A 15,247-nucleotide genomic window follows, 5' to 3' on the forward strand; every position below is an offset into this window, starting at 1 on the left:
GTTCTTCTTCACGTCGATGGTCATGCCGCGAGCCCTTCGGCGAGCGGGCCCAGCGCGAGGGCCGGGAAGTAGGTGAGGCCGGTGATGATCGTGATCGTGCCGACCAGGAGGCCCGTGAACAGCGGCTTCTCGGTCCGCAGGGTGCCCGCGGTCTCGGGGACGGGCTTCTGCTCCGCGAGGGAGCCGGCGAGCGCGAGGACGAACACCATGGGCAGGAAGCGGCCAAGGAGCATCGCGATGCCGATCGTGGTGTTGAACCACTGGGTGTCGGCGTTGAGGCCCGCGAAGGCGGAGCCGTTGTTGTTGGCGCCGGAGGTGTAGGCGTACAGGATCTCGGAGAAGCCGTGCGCACCGGAGTTGGTCATCGAGTTGGCCGGGGTGTCCAGGGCGAACGAGGCGGCCGTGAAGCCGAGCACCAGGGCCGGGGTGACCAGGATGTAGCAGGCCGCGAACGTGATCTCACGGGTGCCGATCTTCTTCCCCAGGTACTCCGGGGTGCGGCCGACCATCAGTCCGGCGATGAACACCGCGATGACCGCCATGATCAGCATGCCGTAGAGGCCGGAGCCGACGCCGCCGGGCGCGATCTCGCCGAGCTGCATGCCGAGCATGGTGATGCCGCCGCCGAAGCCGGTGTACGAGGAGTGGAAGGAGTTGACCGCGCCGGTCGAGGTGAGGGTGGTCGCCACCGCGAAGAGCGACGATCCGGCGATCCCGAAGCGGGTCTCCTTGCCCTCCATCGCCCCGCCGGCGATCTCGAACGCCGGTCCCCTGCCCGCGAACTCGGTCCACATCATCAGGGCGGTGAAGCCGAGCCAGATGACGGCCATCGTGCCGAGGATCGCGTAGCCCTGCCTCAGCGAGCCGACCATGCGGCCGAAGGTCCGGGTCAGCGCGAACGGGATGAGGAGGATGAGGTAGACCTCGAAGAGGTTCGACAACCCGTTGGGGTTCTCGAAGGGGTGGGCGGAGTTGGCGTTGAAGTAGCCGCCGCCGTTGGTGCCCAGTTCCTTGATGACCTCCTGCGAGGCCACCGCGCCGCCGTTCCACTGCTGCGGGCCGCCCGTGAACTGGCCGACCTCGTGGATGCCGGAGAAGTTCTGGATCGCCCCGCAGGCGACGAGGACGAGCGCGCCGACGACGGAGATCGGCAGCAGGATCCGGACGACTCCGCGCACCAGGTCGGCCCAGAAGTTGCCCAGTTCGCCGGTGCGGGACCGGGCGAAGCCGCGGACGAGGGCGACCGCGACCGCCATGCCGACCGCCGCCGACACGAAGTTCTGCACCGCCAGGCCGCCGGTCTGCACAACGTGGCCCATGGCCTGCTCGCCGTAGTACGACTGCCAGTTCGTGTTCGCCACGAACGAGGCGGCCGTGTTGAACGCCTGGTCCGGGTCGATCGACACGAAGCCGAGCGAGCCGGGCAGCGCCCCCTGCACGCGCTGGAGCAGGTACAGGAAGAGGACGCTCACCGCGGAGAAGGCGAGCACGCCGCGCAGGTACGCGGGCCAGCGCATCTCCACCGACGGATCGGCGCCGATCGCCCGGTAGATCCACCTCTCGGGTCTGTGGTGCTTCTCCGAGGAGTAGACGCGCGCCATGTGGTCGCCCAGTGGCCGGTACGAGAGACCGAGCGCGACGACCAGTGCCAGGAGCTGGAGGATTCCAGCCAGGACGGGACTCATCTCGGGACTCAGAACCTCTCCGGCTTGATCAGCGCGAGGACGAGGTATCCCAGCAGGGCGGCGGCGACGAGCAGGCCGACGACGTTCTCGGCACTCACAGCTTCGCCACCCCCTTGGCGATGGACGCCACCAGCGCGAAGACCGCGACCGTGGTGACGACGAAGGCCACGTCGGCCATCGTGAACTCCCGGAAGAAGGAAGAGCGGATTCTCTGACGAGATGAGAGAACAGCCTCTTTCGGCCGTCTCCGTCGCTGTTGACGCCGCCCTGACGCCCTTGACGCCGCTCTTGACGCATCCCCTACGCGATCCCCCCACGCGCGCCCCGTCGATCACGCGCCCGCGTCCGGCCCCCGCGCGCGCGACGGCGAAGGCCGCCGGGGCGCGCAGGCGGGCGGCCGGGCCGCGGCGGCCCCCGACGTCGCCCCCCACCTCCAGCCATTGCAACATGGCGTTGCATTCAACATCGCCCCATTGCATCAATTTCCCGCTGCTGACCTGGATTTACAGGTCAGAGTGATTGACGGTTTCCTGAACGCAACGTAGCTTTCGGTTGTCGCTGAACACTCCATAACGCGAGATCGTCATCACGCGAGATGAGGAAAAGCCGTGAGCGAATCCCTTCACACCGTCACGACGCTGCCGACAGAGCGCCGGCCCGGCTGTCCCTTCGACCCTCCCGCGGAGCTGCTCGACGCCCGCCGGCACGGCCCCATCAGCCGCTACACCCACCCCGGCGGGAAGCCTGGCTGGATGATCACCGGGTACGACCTGGTCCGGTCGGTCCTGGCCGACCCGAGGTTCAGCTCGCGCAAGGACCTCATGAACGTCGTCGACTTCGAGCTCCCGCCCGCGCCGCCCGGCGAGTTCCTCCTCATGGACGACCCGGAGCACAGCCGCTACCGCAAGCCCCTGGTGGGCAGGTTCACCGTGCGGCGGATGCGGATGCTCACCGAGCGGATCGAGCAGATCACCGCCGAGTGCCTGGACGCCATGGAGGCGGCCGGTCCCCCGACCGACCTGGTGACCGCCTTCGCCAAGCCCATCCCCACCATCGTCATCTGCGAGATCCTGGGCGTCCCCTACGAGGACCGGGCGTCCTTCCAGGAGCAGATCGACGCCTTCATGGGCGGGGAGGTCAGCGACGAGGAGCTGATCGCGGCCTACACCGCGACCCAGGAGTACCTCGCGCGGCTGGTGGCCGACAAGCGCGCCCGTCCCACCGACGACGTCCTCAGCGAACTCACCGACAGCGACCTGACCGACGAGGAGCTCAAGGGCGTCAGCCTGATCCTCCTGGCGGCCGGCTTCGACACCACCGCGAACATGCTGTCCCTCGGCACCTACGCCCTCCTGCGGAACCCGGAGCAGCTCGCCGCGCTGCGCGCCGACCCCGCGCTCACCGACGGGGCCGTGGAGGAGCTGCTGCGCTACCTCAGCGTCGCCAAGACCTTCCACCGGACGGCGCTGGAGGACGTCGAGCTGGGCGGGCAGACCATCGAGGCCGGTACGACCGTCGTCCTGTCGTACCACACCGCCAACCGCGACCCCGAGCGCTTCGCCGACCCGCACACCCTCGACCTGAGCCGGCAGGCCGCCGGGCACCTGGCCTTCAGCCACGGCATCCACCAGTGCCTCGGCCAGCAGCTGGCCCGCGTCGAGATGCGGGTCGCCTTCCGCGCCCTCCTCGACCGCTTCCCCAGCCTCCGTCTGGCCGTGCCGGACGAGGAGGTCGCCCTGCGCCCGGAGAGCGCGGACATCTTCGGGGTGAAGAGCCTCCCGGTCACCTGGGACGCGAAGTGAGCGCGCCCCGTCTGACCACCGACCGGGACCGCTGCATCGGCGCCGGGATGTGCGCGATGACCGCCCCCGAGGTCTTCGACCAGGACCCCGAGGACGGCCTCGTCGTCCTGCTGGACCCCGAGCCGCCCGCCGCCCACCGCGCCGCCGCGCGCATGGCCGTCGGCGTCTGCCCCTCGGGGGCGATCGCCCTCCGCGAACCGGGCACCGGCCCCGCCTAGGGCCCGTCCGACCGCCCGTCCGCCGGGGCCGGCGGGTCCACGCGGATCAGCCGGTACCGGCCCTCCCACCGCCGGTCCCGTCCGCGCCGTGCGGCCCGGCGGCGCCGCCGGGCCCGGGCCCCCTCCTCGCGGGCCGTGTCCATCCACGCGGCGAAGGCCGGGTCGCGGCGGCGGCGCGCGTACACCGTGGCCGTGGAGACGCCCACCCGGGCCGAGGCGCCGGTGACCGTGTCGCCCTCGGCCAGGCAGCGCAGGAACAGCCGGGTCCGGGCGGGTGTCATCTTCGCCCGCGGCGGGGCGCCGCGGGCCTCGGCCAGGGCGACGGCGGCGTCGAGCGCGGCGCGGAACGGGGCGTCCTTGCTCCGCCAGAAGCCGAGGGAGCTCTCGGGGACGTCCACCGCCCGCGCCGCCGCCGCGGGGGTCATGCCGAGGGCGACGCACCGGAGCACCTCGGCGCGCTGCCGCGTGGCCTCCGCCTCCCGGGAGTACGGGTCGCGCCCCGTGAGGGCGACCGCCAGGGCTCCGTCCCCGACGGCCGCGGCCTCCAGGGCCTCCGGCGCGAGCCCGGACCGGGCGGCCGCCTCCTCGGGGTCGTACCCCGCCCGCAGGCATGCGATGACCCGGTCGCGCACGCGCGGCGGGAGCTCGCTCATCGGGCGTGCGGGGGTGTCCGCCCGGGCGCGTCGAAGCTGGTGAAGGCGCTTCTCCTCGGCAGGCGGTAGGTCTCCCGTCCCGTGACGGCGTTCAGGATGGTGGCGTTGCGCACGGCGCCGATGTCGAGGTTCGGGGTCGAGACGCCGTAGGCGTGGAGTTCGGCGTTGGCCACGAAGATCCGTCCGGTCACGCTCTCGTCGAGTTCGACGGAGTGGTCGGCGCGGACCACGGGCCGACCCCCGGCGTCGCGCCGGATCAGCTTCTCCACCGGGGTCAGGAAGGCCGGCGGGCGGGCGCGGTAGCCGGTCGCCGCGACCACGAGGTCGGTGACGTGGTCGAAGGTCTCGCCGGTGTCCAGGTGGCGGCAGCCGAGCACGGTCCGTCCGCCGGCGTCGACGGCGGCGCTCTCCACGGCGGTGCCGAAGCGGAGTTCGACGTCGCGGAGGCCGGGTTCGAGCTGGCGGCGGTAGAGCAGTTCGTGGATCTCCTCCAGGGTGTCCGTGGAGATGCCCTTGTAGAACTGCCACTGTTCGCCGACCAGTCGGTCCCGTACGTCCTCGGGGAGCGAGTGGAAGTACCGCATGTACGCGGGGGTCGTCAGCTCCAGGTTCATCTTGGTGTAGTCGAGCGGGGCCCAGGAACCGGTGCGGGTGAGCCAGCCGACCGCGGGGCCGCCGTCGAGGTTGCGGGTCAGCAGGTCGACGGCGACCTCGGCGCCCGACTGGCCGGATCCGACCACGGTGACCCGCTCCGCCCGGTCGACGTCGCCGGTGCGGTAGAGGTAGTCGGCGGTGTGGAGGACCCGGTCGCCGGGCAGTCCCGCGAGCGCGTCGGGGAGGTGCGGCGCGGTGCCGATGCCGATGACGAGGTGGCGGGCCCGCAGCCGTACGGGGGTGCCGTCGCCACGGACCGCGCGGACGGCGAAGCGTTCCTCGTCCGCGTTCCAGTCGACCTCCTCGACCCGGTGCGAGAAGCGCAGGGACGGCAGCTTGGCGGCGGCCCAGCGCAGGTAGTCCTCGTACTCCCGGCGGGAGGGGAAGAAGTTCTCCCGGACGGTGAAGGCGTACAGCCGGTCCCGGTCGTGCAGGTACGCCAGGAACGACAGGGGGTGCCAGGGGGCGACCAGGGTGACGAGGTCGGCGAGGAAGTTCACCTGCATCGACGCGTCGCCGAACATCATGCCCCGGTGCCAGGTGAACTCGGGGCGCTCCTCCAGGACGACGAGGTCGAGGTCGTCGACGGTGGAGGCGAGGGCGGCGAGTCCCAGGTTGAAGGGGCCGCAGCCGATGGCGACCACGTCGTGCGCGGTGGTGGTGTCGCTCATCGGGGCAGGTCCCCTTCCGTACGCGGGTGGATCATGAGGGCGGCGGTCTTGTCGGGGAACGCGACCGTGCCGGAGGGCCGGAAGCCGGCGGCTTCGAAGGCGCGCAGCGAGGGCGCGTTGTCCACGTCCGGTTCGGCGACGACGCGGACGCAGGCCGGGTCGGCGGCGAACAGCCCTTCGGCGAGGGCCCGCAGCAGGGTCCGGCCGAGGCCCTTGCCGGTCCGTGCCCGCTCGCCGATGGCGATGTGGACGCCGAGGTCGTGGGGCAGTCGGGGGTAGTGGTCGGCAAGCCGGTCGCGTAACACCCGGTAGACCTCGATGTAGGCGACCGGCAGGCCGTCGAGGTCGACGAGGACGGGCAGGATCGCGTCGCCGGCGAGGTGGCCGGCGATCTCCTCGTACCAGCGCTCGCGCGGCCAGGCCTGGTGCCAGAAGGCGTCGACGTGCGGGGACCGCATCCAGCCGTGCACGAGGTCCAGGTCGGCGCCCTCGGCGCGGGCGACGCGCGCGGACCAGCGGCCGTGGAGGACCGGGAGCGGCGGGCCGGGGACCGCGCCGTCGTCGGGCGTCTGCTCCGCCGTGGGGTTCGCCGTGGTCACGGGGCGGCCTCCTGCAGGGGGTTGGGGGCGTCGAGGTAGACGGACTGGGCGTCGAGGGGGGCGAGGACCTCGTCGATGCCGTGCAGCCGGGTGAGCAGGTTCCCCTTGCAGGGCAGGGTGTCGGCGGTGAGCCAGCGGCGGGCGAGCCGGTCGCCGTCGGGGCCGGCCCCGGCCAGGGCGGGGAGCGCCGCCCGCAGCCGGTCGGCGAGGACGGCGAGCAGCCGGCGCTCGTCGGCCAGGCCGTCGACGGCGAGGCAGCCGACGACGGAGAGGGCCTGGTTGCGCAGCAGGTAGTAGGAGAGCCGGTCGTCGACCAGGGCGTCGTCGACGACGGCGAGGGTGGAGGAGTCGGCGCCCGACTGCTTGAGGAGGCCGGGGAGGTGGGAGGCGGCCAGGTAGTAGCCCTGGTTGTCGCGGAAGGTGCCGCCGGTGACCCGGCCCCGCTCGTCGAGGCGGACGAGGGTGTTCTGCTGGTGGGCCTCCAGGCCGATGCCGGTGGCGGCGTACAGGTGCAGCATGGGGACGAGGACGTGGTCGGTGTAGTCGGCCGTCCACTGTTCGGCCGCGCCGGGGCCGAGGGCGGCGACGAGGTCGCCGAGCGCGCTGCGGCCGAGGCCGGGGCGGGGGGCGACGAGGCCCACGAGGCAGCGCAGGGAGGCGATGTCCCGGGGCACTTCGCGGACGGCGACGTCGAGGCCGGTGACGGCGGGGCCCTCGGGGCGGTCCGGTTCGTCGACGGCGATCCAGGCGGGGTCGCGGGTGAGGGCGAAGCCGGGGTGGGCGGCGAAGGTGCCGTCCGCGTATCCGGCGTCGAGGAGGCGGTTGATCTCCAGGCCGCGGCGCAGTTCGGTACGGGTGGACTCGCGGCGGGAGTTGGTGAGCCGCAGTCCGAGGGAGAGCTTGAGCATCACGTCGGCGTCGGGCCGGTAGACGGTGCGGACGCTGGACGTCGGCCACCAGGCGGGGCCGAGTTCGCCGAGCGGGGTGAGGGCGCCGGAGGCGACGAGGGCCTTGACGCGGGGGCGGTGCAGCAGGTCCCTGGCCTGCCAGGGGTGGGCGGGGACGAGGATCCGGCCGTCGTCGCGGCGCCGTCCGGCGAGGTCGGCGAGGAGGGCGACGGTGTCGCGGCCGGCCAGGGAGGGCGCGCCGTCGACGGCGTCGTGGGAGACGACCGAGGGGTCGGCGGCGAACCAGTGGAGGCGGAAGGAGCCGCGGAGTTCGGGCGAGTAGGCGGCGGTCTCGTGGTCGGAGATGCCGTCGCGGCTCTTGGGCGCGGGGTGGTTCAAGTGGCCGAGCAGCAGGGCTTGTTCGGCTTCGAGGAAGCCGTCGACGCCGGGCGGCGGTTCGGGGCGGTCGCGGCGGTCGGCGATGAACGCGGCGACGCGGCGCACGGATTCGGCGGTGCGCTCCACCAGGTCGGCGACTTCTCCGGAGGGGACGCCGCCGGGGCGGCCGCCGCCGCGTACGGCGGCCTCGGTGGAGAGCAGGGCGACGGCCGTGACCGGGTCGGCGGTCTCGCCGAGCGGGCCGCCGGGGCCTTCGAGGCGGGTGGGGCCGAAGCGGTGCCAGCCGGTGGGCGAGCGGTGGGTGACCTCGGTGACGAGGGCCAGTCCCGCGGTGGGCAGGTCGACCCGGAGCGGGCCGGGGGTGACGGGCGTGCCGGTCTCGCGCAGCCAGCAGCGGAGCAGCGCCTCGACGTGGGCGTGCTCGGAGGCGCCGCGGGCGTCCCGTTCGTGCAGGGGGTCGGCCTGGGTGGTTGCCGCCGGGGTGGTGGTGCTCATGCGGCGTTCTCCTTGATGAGTCGTTCGCAGGTGCGGCCGGCGTCGAGGACGGCGTCCACGAGGCCGTCGATGTCGTCGGTGGTGGCGGTGGGGTTGAGCAGGGTGAACTTCAGGCACACCCGGCGCGGTGCGCCGGGGCCCGCGGTGGTGGCCTCGGTGCGGCCGATGAGGGCGGTTCCGGTCTCCAGGAGGTGCCGGCGCAGTGCGCCGTTGACGTCGTCGGCGGCGGCCGGGTCGGCGCTGCGGTAGCGGAAGACGACGGTGGTGAGTTCGGCCGGGGAGACCAGGTCGAGGTCGGGTTCGGCGGCGATGCGGCGTTCGGCGTGCCGGGCGAGGTCGTGGCAGGTGTCGATCAGCCGGCCCATGCCGGTGCGGCCGTACGCGAGGAGGGTGGCGGCGGCCTTCACGGCGTCCGGGCGGCGGGTGGTCTGGAGGCTGCGGCCGAGCAGCCCGTCGTAGCCGGCCTCGGAGTCGTCGGTGGGGTTGAGGTAGGCCACCTCGCGGTCGAGGGCGGTGAACGCGGTCGTGTCGGAGACGAGCAGCACGCTGGCGGCGGCGGGCTGCCAGCCGGTCTTGTGCAGGTCGAGCGTGATCGAGTCGGCCAGTTCCAGGCCGGCGAGACGGTCGGCGAGGCGCTCCGAGAAGAGCGCGCCGAAGCCGTAGGCGGCGTCGACGTGCATCCACACGCCGTGTCCCGCGGCGATCTCGGCGATCTGCGGGAGCGGGTCGACGGAGCCGAAGTCGGTGGTGCCGGCGGTGGCGACGACGGCGACCGGGGTCCGGTCGGGGCCGAGCGCGTCGAGGGCGGCGCGGAGGGCGTCGGGCCGCATGCGGCGCCGGTCGTCGACCGGTACGGGGTGCACGGCGGCTTCGCCGAGGCCGAGGACGGCGCAGGCCCGGTGGGTGGAGAAGTGGGCGAGTTCGGAGCAGAACACGACCGGTCCGGGCAGGGCGGCGACGCCGTGTTCGCGGGCGTCGGCGCCGCGCCGGTGGGCGGCGGCGTCCCGGGCGAGCAGCAGGCCCATCAGGTTGGAGAGGGAGCCGCCGGGGGTGAGGACGCCGTCGGCGCGCTCGCCGAGGCCGGCGAGCCGGGTCAGGACGTCGATGAGCCAGCGTTCGACGGCGAGGGCCGAGGGGCCGGAGTCGTACGTGTCGAGCGAGGCGTTGCCCGCGTTCGCGAGGACGTCGGCGGCGACGGCGACGGTCAGCGCGGGCGGCTGGAGGTGGGCGGCGGCCCGGGGGTGGGAGAGGTCGATGCCGTGCTCGACGAGGACGGCGGCGAGGAGGCCGAGGGCGGCCTCGGTGCCGAGGCCCTCGGTGGGCAGCTCGGCCGGGCCGAGCGCGCGGGAGGCGGCGGCGAGGACCTCGGCGGGGGTGCCGGCCGGGAGGGGGCCTTCGGGGCGCCGGGCGTGCGAGGCGGCGTCGACGGCGCCGGTCAGGGCGGTGAGGACGTCGGCGAGTCCGGTGCGGGAGCCGGCGAGCGGGGACGGGGCGGGGCCGGTCCGTGGGGGGCGGGTGCGGGTCAGGGGGGTCACGGCCGGTACTCCTCAGCCTTCGGCGAGCGGGTTGGGGTGCGTGCCGTTCGGGAACAGCGCGTGGCGCAGGGCGCGGTCGCCGTAGCGGGTGACGACGATGCGGTCGCGGTTGAGGCCGTACCGGGGGATCTCCGGGGTCAGCAGGTCGTACTCGGCGAACCTGCCGGCGAGTTCGGGGAAGCGCTTCTCGAACTGCTGCTGGAAGTCGAGGATCGTCTGCCGCACGAGCCGCCAGAAGGTCCGCTCCGGTACGCCGAGCTGTTCGGCGCAGAGCGGCGCGAGGTAGCGGAAGTGGCCGACGAAGACCTGGTCGACGACGTGCTGCTTGATGATCGAGGGGTGTTTGCGGGGCAGGACGTGGTCGTGTCCGTCGGGTTCGGGGCCGCGTTCGGGCACGTCGGTGAAGGAGACGCAGACGTCGTCGACGAAGTCCTTGAGGTAGAGGCGGACCGGCGTGTCGGCGGCGTCGTAGCCGATGAGGGTGTTCTGGCCGTGCGGGTTGAAGGTGATGCCGTAGCGGTAGAGCACGTGCATGACCGGCACGAGGAGGGTGTCGAAGAGGCGGCGCAGCCAGTCCTGCGGGTCGAGGCCGGAGGCGCGGACGAGTTCGGCGACGAAGGCGTCGCCGGCGCTGTCGACGTGCAGGAGCGAGGCGAAGGTGCGGACGCGCTCGTCCGGGTCCTTGCGCGCGGAGACCGAGTCGCGCCATATGCAGCCGAGGGTCTCCAGGTGCTGGTAGGGCGCCTGGTCGAGGGTGGAGAGGTAGGGGTGGCGCACGGTCACGGAGGCGACCTCGCCGAGGAAGACGGTGCGGGTCTCGTCGGTGAGGAACGGGTCGCGCTCGACGAGGCCGCGCAGCCACTGGGTGACGACGGGGGCGCCCATGGTGCAGTGCGGCGGGATGCCGCGCCAGACCAGGGTGTTGAGGATCTTCAGGGGGAGTTTGACGTCGTACCGTTCGGGCGCGGTGACGTTGGCCATGGTGCGGATGGACTGGCCGGGCAGGTACGCGTCGGGGCTGTCGCCGAGCGGGATGATGCGGCGCTGCGCGATGTCGGCGGCGTGCAGGGTCTGGACGGCGTGGTCCCACTGCCAGGGGTGCACGGGCATCCACACGTAGCCCTGGGGGTCGACGCCGGCCTGTTCCAGGACCGCGGTGAAGCGGGTGCGGGTCTCCTCGTCCAACTCGCCTGACAGGATGCCGTTCTCGGACAGGTCGGAGGTGCCGCGGAATTCGGCGAGGCCGCGGTGGACGGCCACCCACAGGAGCTTCAGCGCCTGGGCCGACTCGGGGGCGTACCGCCGCACGTCGGTGGCGGAGAAGCCGATCCGGCCCTTGTTGGCGACCAGGAGGTTGTGCCCGGTCATGCGGCACTCCAGCTCCGAGTGGCCCAGCGCGCGCAGTTCGGCGACCGGCTCGCCGCCGTGCGTGAGGCGGGCGGCGTCGACGGCGAGGGTGGCGGAGAGCTCGGTGAAGTAGGTGGCGACGGTGGACGGGTCGCTGTCGATCGTGGAGGCCGCCTCCATCAGGAACAGCAGGGCGTCCCAGGCGGGTTGGGCGATCGTGTTGCCGAGCATGCTGGTGGCGGTGCGGGTGATCGAGTCGGGGTCGACGCGCAGCCAGCCGAAGGCGCCGGGTTCGGCGCGGAAGGCGTAGGTCGTGCCGCTGTCGAGGTCGATCCGGTAGCCGCCGTCCCCGGTGCCGGTCGCCTTGAGCATGTCTTCGAAGCACCACTCGCCCAGGGCTTTGGCGAGCAGGCGACGGTTGGCCTCCCGCCAGGCCGCGGGATCCACGTCGGGCAGGACGGGCACGGGATGGTCGGTCGGGATCATCAGGCGGCTCCGGATTCTGTCTGGATTCGGTGCGCTCGGACGCCTGGACGCCCAAGCGGGCGCTACATTAGGTTAGCCTTACCTTATGAGCAAGGACAACTTCCGGACATAGAAGGCCAGTTGCTCACTGGTGTAGCCGAAAACCGGCGCACCGCCGGCCCGCTCCCCGACCGCACACGGAGGTGTTCAGCGGTGCCCTCCCGACGGCACAGCCCCCGATGGACGTTCGCGCTCGTCAGCGCCGGCGGCGTCATGATGACCCTGGACGTGACCGTCGTGAACGTCGCGCTCCCGGACATCGCCCGCGATCTGGAATCCGGCCTCGGCCGGGTGCAATGGACCGTCTCGGCGTACTCGCTGGCCTTCGGAGCGCTCCTGCTCACCGCCGGCGCGCTCTCCGACCGGCTCGGCCGGCGGGCCGTGTTCATGGCCGGAATGGTTCTGTTCACCCTCGCGTCGGCCGCCTGCGGTCTCGCGCCGGACGCCGGCACCCTCATCGCCGCCCGGGCCGCCCAAGGACTCGGCGGCGCCATGGTGTTCGCGCCGACCCTCGCGCTGATCGCCGCCGCGTACGAGGGGGCCCGCCGCCAGGCGGCGATCGCCTCGTACGCCCTCGTGGCCTCCGCCGCCGGCGCGCTCGGGCCCATCGTCGGCGGCGTGTTCGTCGAGACGCTGGGCTGGCGCTGGATCTTCCTGGTCAACGTGCCCATCGGCGTCCTCGTCGTGGCCGGCGCGCTGACCCGCATGCCCGAGTCGGCGGCGCCCGGGGACCCGGGCCGGCGGGTCGACGTGCCGGGGGCGGTCCTCGCGGTCGGCTTCCTCCTCGCGCTGCACTATCCGCTGGTCACCGGCCCCGAAGCCGGCTGGACGGCACCGGAGGTGCTGGGCTCCGCGGCCGCCTGCGCGGTGCTCGCCGTGGCCCTGGTGATCGGGCAGCGGCGCGGGGGCGGGCTCATCGACATCTCGCTGCTGCGGATCCGGGCCCTCTCGGGCGCCGCGGCGCTCGGCTTCCTCGCCCGGCTGTCCAGCCTGGGCGTGCTCGCCTTCCTCACCCTGTGGCTGCAGAGCACGCACGCGTACTCCCCGCTCCGAACGGGTCTGCTCCTGCTGCCCCTGACGGGCAGTCTGCTGGTCGCGGGCCTGTTCGTGAACCGACTGCAGCAGGCGTACGCGCCCGATGTCCTGGTGGCCGGGGGCTTCGCCGCGCAGGGGTTCGGGCTCCTCGCCCTGGCCGCGGCCGGGGCGGGCGCGGGCGGCGCGGCCATGGTCACCGGTCTGGTGCTGCTCGGCGTCGGCGGGGCCGTCATCTTCCCGCCGCTGATGGGCGTGGCGGTGGGCACGGTGCCCGCCGAGCGGGCCGGGATGGCGTCCGGCCTCACGAACGCCTGCTACCCGCTCGGCACCGCGACCGGGGTGGCCGTCTTCGGCGCCGTGTTCTCCGTCCGCCTGGACGGCGGCCTCGGCACCGGCCCCGCGGGGGCCGCGCCGCTGCGGGAGGCCGTGGAGACCGGACGGTTCGACCTCCTCGCCCCGGCCCTGCGCCCGCTGGCCCGCTCGGCCTTCTCCGGCGCCTTCACCGCCGTCTGCCTGGCCGCCGCCCTCGTCTGCCTCCTGGGCGTGGTCGCCGCCCGCACCCTCAGGCCCGTACCGGCCCCCGCCGACGCCCGCGCGAAGCGCCCGCGGGCCCGCGCGCCGCAGCCCTCCTGACGTACGGGCCCGTGCGCGGCGGCCCTCCCGGCCGGCCGTACGGGCCCGCCCGGCGCGCGGTCGCCGGGCGGGCCCCCGCGCCTCAGACGTCGCGGCTCCTGCGCAGGAGCCAGACCAGGTACGGGGTGCCGACCAGGGCGGTGACGATGCCCACCGGGATCTCCGTCGGGGCGAGCAGCCAGCGGCCCAGGGCGTCGGAGGAGACGACCAGGACGGCGCCGAGGACGGCGGCCATCGGCACCATCCGCGCGGTGCCGTTGCCGACGATCCGGCGGGCCAGGTGGGGTGCGACGAGGCCGACGAAGCCGACGGCGCCGACGGCCGCCGCCGTGCCCGCGGCGAGGACCGCGCCCGCGCCGAGGACGAGCAGCCGGGCCCGGCCGAGGTCGAGCCCGAGGGCGCGCGGCAGCTCCTCGCCGAGGGAGAGGAGGTTCACCGGACGGGCGGCGGCCACGAGCAGCACGGCCACCAGGGCGGGCAGGGCCAGCCAGCCCAGGGCCGCGAAGTCCCGGCCGTACGTGCTGCCGGCGAGCCAGCCGAGGGCGGCCGAGAGGTTCATCTGCGCGCCCACCACCATGATGTTGACCAGCGCCATCGAGGTGGCGGCCGCGCCGATGCCGACGAGGACCACCCGGGTCGGGTCGATGCCGCTCCGGCCGCCGCCGCGGGTGCCGCGCGCCACGAGGACCACCAGGACCAGCATCAGGACGCCGCCGACCCCGGCCGCGGCGGGCAGGGCGACGAGCGGCGCCGACGGGACGAGCAGGATGACCGTGATGGCGCCGAGGGAGGCCCCGCCGGTCACGCCGACGAGTCCCGGTTCGGCCAGCGGGTTGCGTACGACCGCCTGCACGGCCGCTCCGGCGACGGCCAGGCACGCGCCGGCGAGGGCGGCGACCAGGATGCGCGGCAGCCGGAAGGAGACCACGGCCTCGGTGATCTGCTCGGCGGAGCCGGTCAGCCAGGCCCCGAGCTGGCTCCAGCCGACGGGGACGTCGCCGACGCGCAGCGACACGGCCATCGCGGCGGCCAGGGCCAGCAGGCCGCCGCCGAGCGCGACGGCGTAGCCGGGCGCGCGGCGCCGGTCGGAGACCACCACGGCGGCGCCGGTGTCGGCGTCGCCGGTGCTGACCCGGCGGGCCAGGGCCATGAAGACCGGTCCGCCGATGAGCGCGGTGACCACGCCGACCGGGATCTCGGCGGGCTGGGTCGCGGACGGCGTCACGATCAGCTGGGCGGCCGCGTCGGCGCCGAGGACGAGGGCGGAGGCGAGCAGGGCCGCCATCGGGATCAGCAGGGCGTGCCGGCGCATGCCCAGCTGCCGGACGATGACGGGGCCGATGAGGCCGACGAAGCCGATCGGGCCCGCGAGCGAGACGGCGGACGCGGACAGCAGGACGGCGAGGAGGAAGGCGGCGGGCCGGATCCGTTCCACCCGGACGCCCATCGCCTGCGCGGTCTCGTCGCCGAGCGCGAGCAGGTCCAGCGGGCGGGCCAGGAACGGGGCGGCCAGCGCGCCGGCGAGGACGACGGCGCCGAGGGTGAGCGGCCGTTCCAGGCCGGACTGGAGCAGGGTGCCGTTGCCCCAGAAGAACAGGCCGCGGGTGGCCTGCACGTCGAGCATCTGCAGGAACTCCGCGGCCGAGGTGGCGGCCAGGGCGACGGTCGCCCCGGCGAGCAGCACCCGGCCGGGCGTCAGCACTCCCCCGCTGGTGAGCAGGTAGACCAGGCCGACCGCGAGCAGCCCGCCGAGGAACGCCGCCCCGCCGGCGGGCACCGGGCCGAGGCTCACGCCCGTGAAGGCCACGAGGACCACGGCGAAGTACGCTCCGGCGTTCACGCCGAGCGTGTCGGGCGCCGCCAGCGGGTTGCGGGTGGCGCCCTGGACGAGCGCGCCCGAGACACCGAGCGCGACGCCGACGACGAGGCCGGTCAGGGTGCGCGGCAGGCGGCTGCCCACGAGCACGTCCCGGGTGCGGTCGTCGCCGTCGCCGAGGAGCAGGGCGAGGATGTCGCCGATGCCGACGCCGGACACGCCGAGGCCGAGGTGGACCACCACGACCGCGGCGAGGGCGAGGGACAGGCCGCCGCCCACGAGCAGGGCTCGTG

Annotated in this window: 12 protein-coding genes; 3 read left to right on the plus strand and 9 right to left on the minus strand. The window is 73.9% G+C overall.

Features of this window, described 5'->3' with window-relative positions; genetic code table 11:
* Positions 1 to 20 precede the first annotated feature (20 nt).
* Both kdpA and kdpF read right to left on the minus strand, forming a co-directional pair.
* Positions 21 to 1,685, minus strand: coding sequence for a potassium-transporting ATPase subunit KdpA (kdpA, locus tag AB0E83_RS15305; RefSeq protein WP_362110614.1), 1,665 nt, complete (start codon positions 1,683 to 1,685; stop codon positions 21 to 23).
* An 8-nt stretch (positions 1,686 to 1,693) separates the two neighbouring features.
* A complete protein-coding gene (gene kdpF, locus AB0E83_RS15310) occupies positions 1,694 to 1,783 on the minus strand; it encodes a K(+)-transporting ATPase subunit F (RefSeq protein ID WP_362110617.1) in 90 nt (29 codons plus the stop codon).
* A 510-nt stretch (positions 1,784 to 2,293) separates the two neighbouring features.
* Here kdpF and AB0E83_RS15315 point away from each other — a divergent pair.
* Positions 2,294 to 3,487 carry a cytochrome P450 gene (locus tag AB0E83_RS15315; protein WP_362110620.1) on the plus strand — a complete coding sequence of 398 codons (1,194 nt, stop codon included), beginning with the start codon at positions 2,294 to 2,296 and terminating at the stop codon, positions 3,485 to 3,487.
* Positions 3,484 to 3,705: a ferredoxin gene (locus AB0E83_RS15320; RefSeq protein ID WP_362110623.1), complete on the plus strand. Its 222-nt coding sequence runs from the start codon at positions 3,484 to 3,486 to the stop codon at positions 3,703 to 3,705. The genes AB0E83_RS15315 and AB0E83_RS15320 overlap by 4 nt, the downstream gene beginning before the upstream one ends.
* Here the strand turns inward: AB0E83_RS15320 and AB0E83_RS15325 are convergent.
* From AB0E83_RS15325 to AB0E83_RS15350, 6 genes are read right to left on the minus strand one after another with little or no spacing between them, the layout of a single operon-like run.
* On the minus strand, positions 3,702 to 4,358 hold the full coding sequence (locus AB0E83_RS15325) for a hypothetical protein (protein WP_362110626.1): 657 nt from the start codon (positions 4,356 to 4,358) through the stop codon (positions 3,702 to 3,704). The two genes, AB0E83_RS15320 and AB0E83_RS15325, sit on opposite strands and share 4 nt — an antisense overlap.
* Entirely contained in the window at positions 4,355 to 5,683 is a 1,329-nt protein-coding gene (locus AB0E83_RS15330) for a SidA/IucD/PvdA family monooxygenase (RefSeq protein ID WP_362110629.1), read from the minus strand. The genes AB0E83_RS15325 and AB0E83_RS15330 overlap by 4 nt, the downstream gene beginning before the upstream one ends.
* The gene (locus tag AB0E83_RS15335; RefSeq protein ID WP_362110632.1) at positions 5,680 to 6,282 is read right to left on the minus strand and encodes a GNAT family N-acetyltransferase; all 603 of its coding nucleotides are present in this window, start codon (positions 6,280 to 6,282) and stop codon (positions 5,680 to 5,682) included. Before AB0E83_RS15335 ends, AB0E83_RS15330 begins: the two co-directional genes overlap by 4 nt.
* Complete coding sequence (locus tag AB0E83_RS15340) at positions 6,279 to 8,063, minus strand: IucA/IucC family protein (protein WP_362110635.1); 1,785 nt, start codon at positions 8,061 to 8,063, stop codon at positions 6,279 to 6,281. The genes AB0E83_RS15335 and AB0E83_RS15340 overlap by 4 nt, the downstream gene beginning before the upstream one ends.
* Complete coding sequence (locus tag AB0E83_RS15345) at positions 8,060 to 9,598, minus strand: aminotransferase class V-fold PLP-dependent enzyme (protein WP_362110638.1); 1,539 nt, start codon at positions 9,596 to 9,598, stop codon at positions 8,060 to 8,062. Before AB0E83_RS15345 ends, AB0E83_RS15340 begins: the two co-directional genes overlap by 4 nt.
* Positions 9,599 to 9,610: 12 nt before the next feature.
* Positions 9,611 to 11,431, minus strand: coding sequence for an IucA/IucC family siderophore biosynthesis protein (locus AB0E83_RS15350; protein WP_362110641.1), 1,821 nt, complete (start codon positions 11,429 to 11,431; stop codon positions 9,611 to 9,613).
* Positions 11,432 to 11,623: 192 nt separating this feature from the next.
* On the opposite strand from AB0E83_RS15350, the gene AB0E83_RS15355 reads away from it, so the two are divergent.
* Complete coding sequence (locus tag AB0E83_RS15355; protein WP_362110644.1) at positions 11,624 to 13,138, plus strand: MFS transporter; 1,515 nt, start codon at positions 11,624 to 11,626, stop codon at positions 13,136 to 13,138.
* An 82-nt stretch (positions 13,139 to 13,220) separates the two neighbouring features.
* Here AB0E83_RS15355 and AB0E83_RS15360 read toward each other — a convergent pair.
* Positions 13,221 to 15,247 (minus strand): iron ABC transporter permease (locus AB0E83_RS15360; RefSeq protein ID WP_362110647.1); only part of this gene is annotated, 2,027 nt, incomplete at its 5' end.

The organism is Streptomyces sp. NPDC035033, from assembly GCF_040636735.1.
In the GTDB taxonomy this organism is placed as follows: domain Bacteria; phylum Actinomycetota; class Actinomycetes; order Streptomycetales; family Streptomycetaceae; genus Streptomyces.

Coding starts and splice junctions, on each gene's coding strand:
- kdpA (WP_362110614.1), bottom strand. CDS start 1,685: ATGAGTCCCGTCCTGGCTGGAATCCTCCAGCTCCTGGCACTGGTCGTC.
- AB0E83_RS15325 (WP_362110626.1), bottom strand. CDS start 4,358: ATGAGCGAGCTCCCGCCGCGCGTGCGCGACCGGGTCATCGCATGCCTG.
- AB0E83_RS15330 (WP_362110629.1), bottom strand. CDS start 5,683: ATGAGCGACACCACCACCGCGCACGACGTGGTCGCCATCGGCTGCGGC.
- AB0E83_RS15340 (WP_362110635.1), bottom strand. CDS start 8,063: ATGAGCACCACCACCCCGGCGGCAACCACCCAGGCCGACCCCCTGCAC.
- AB0E83_RS15350 (WP_362110641.1), bottom strand. CDS start 11,431: ATGATCCCGACCGACCATCCCGTGCCCGTCCTGCCCGACGTGGATCCC.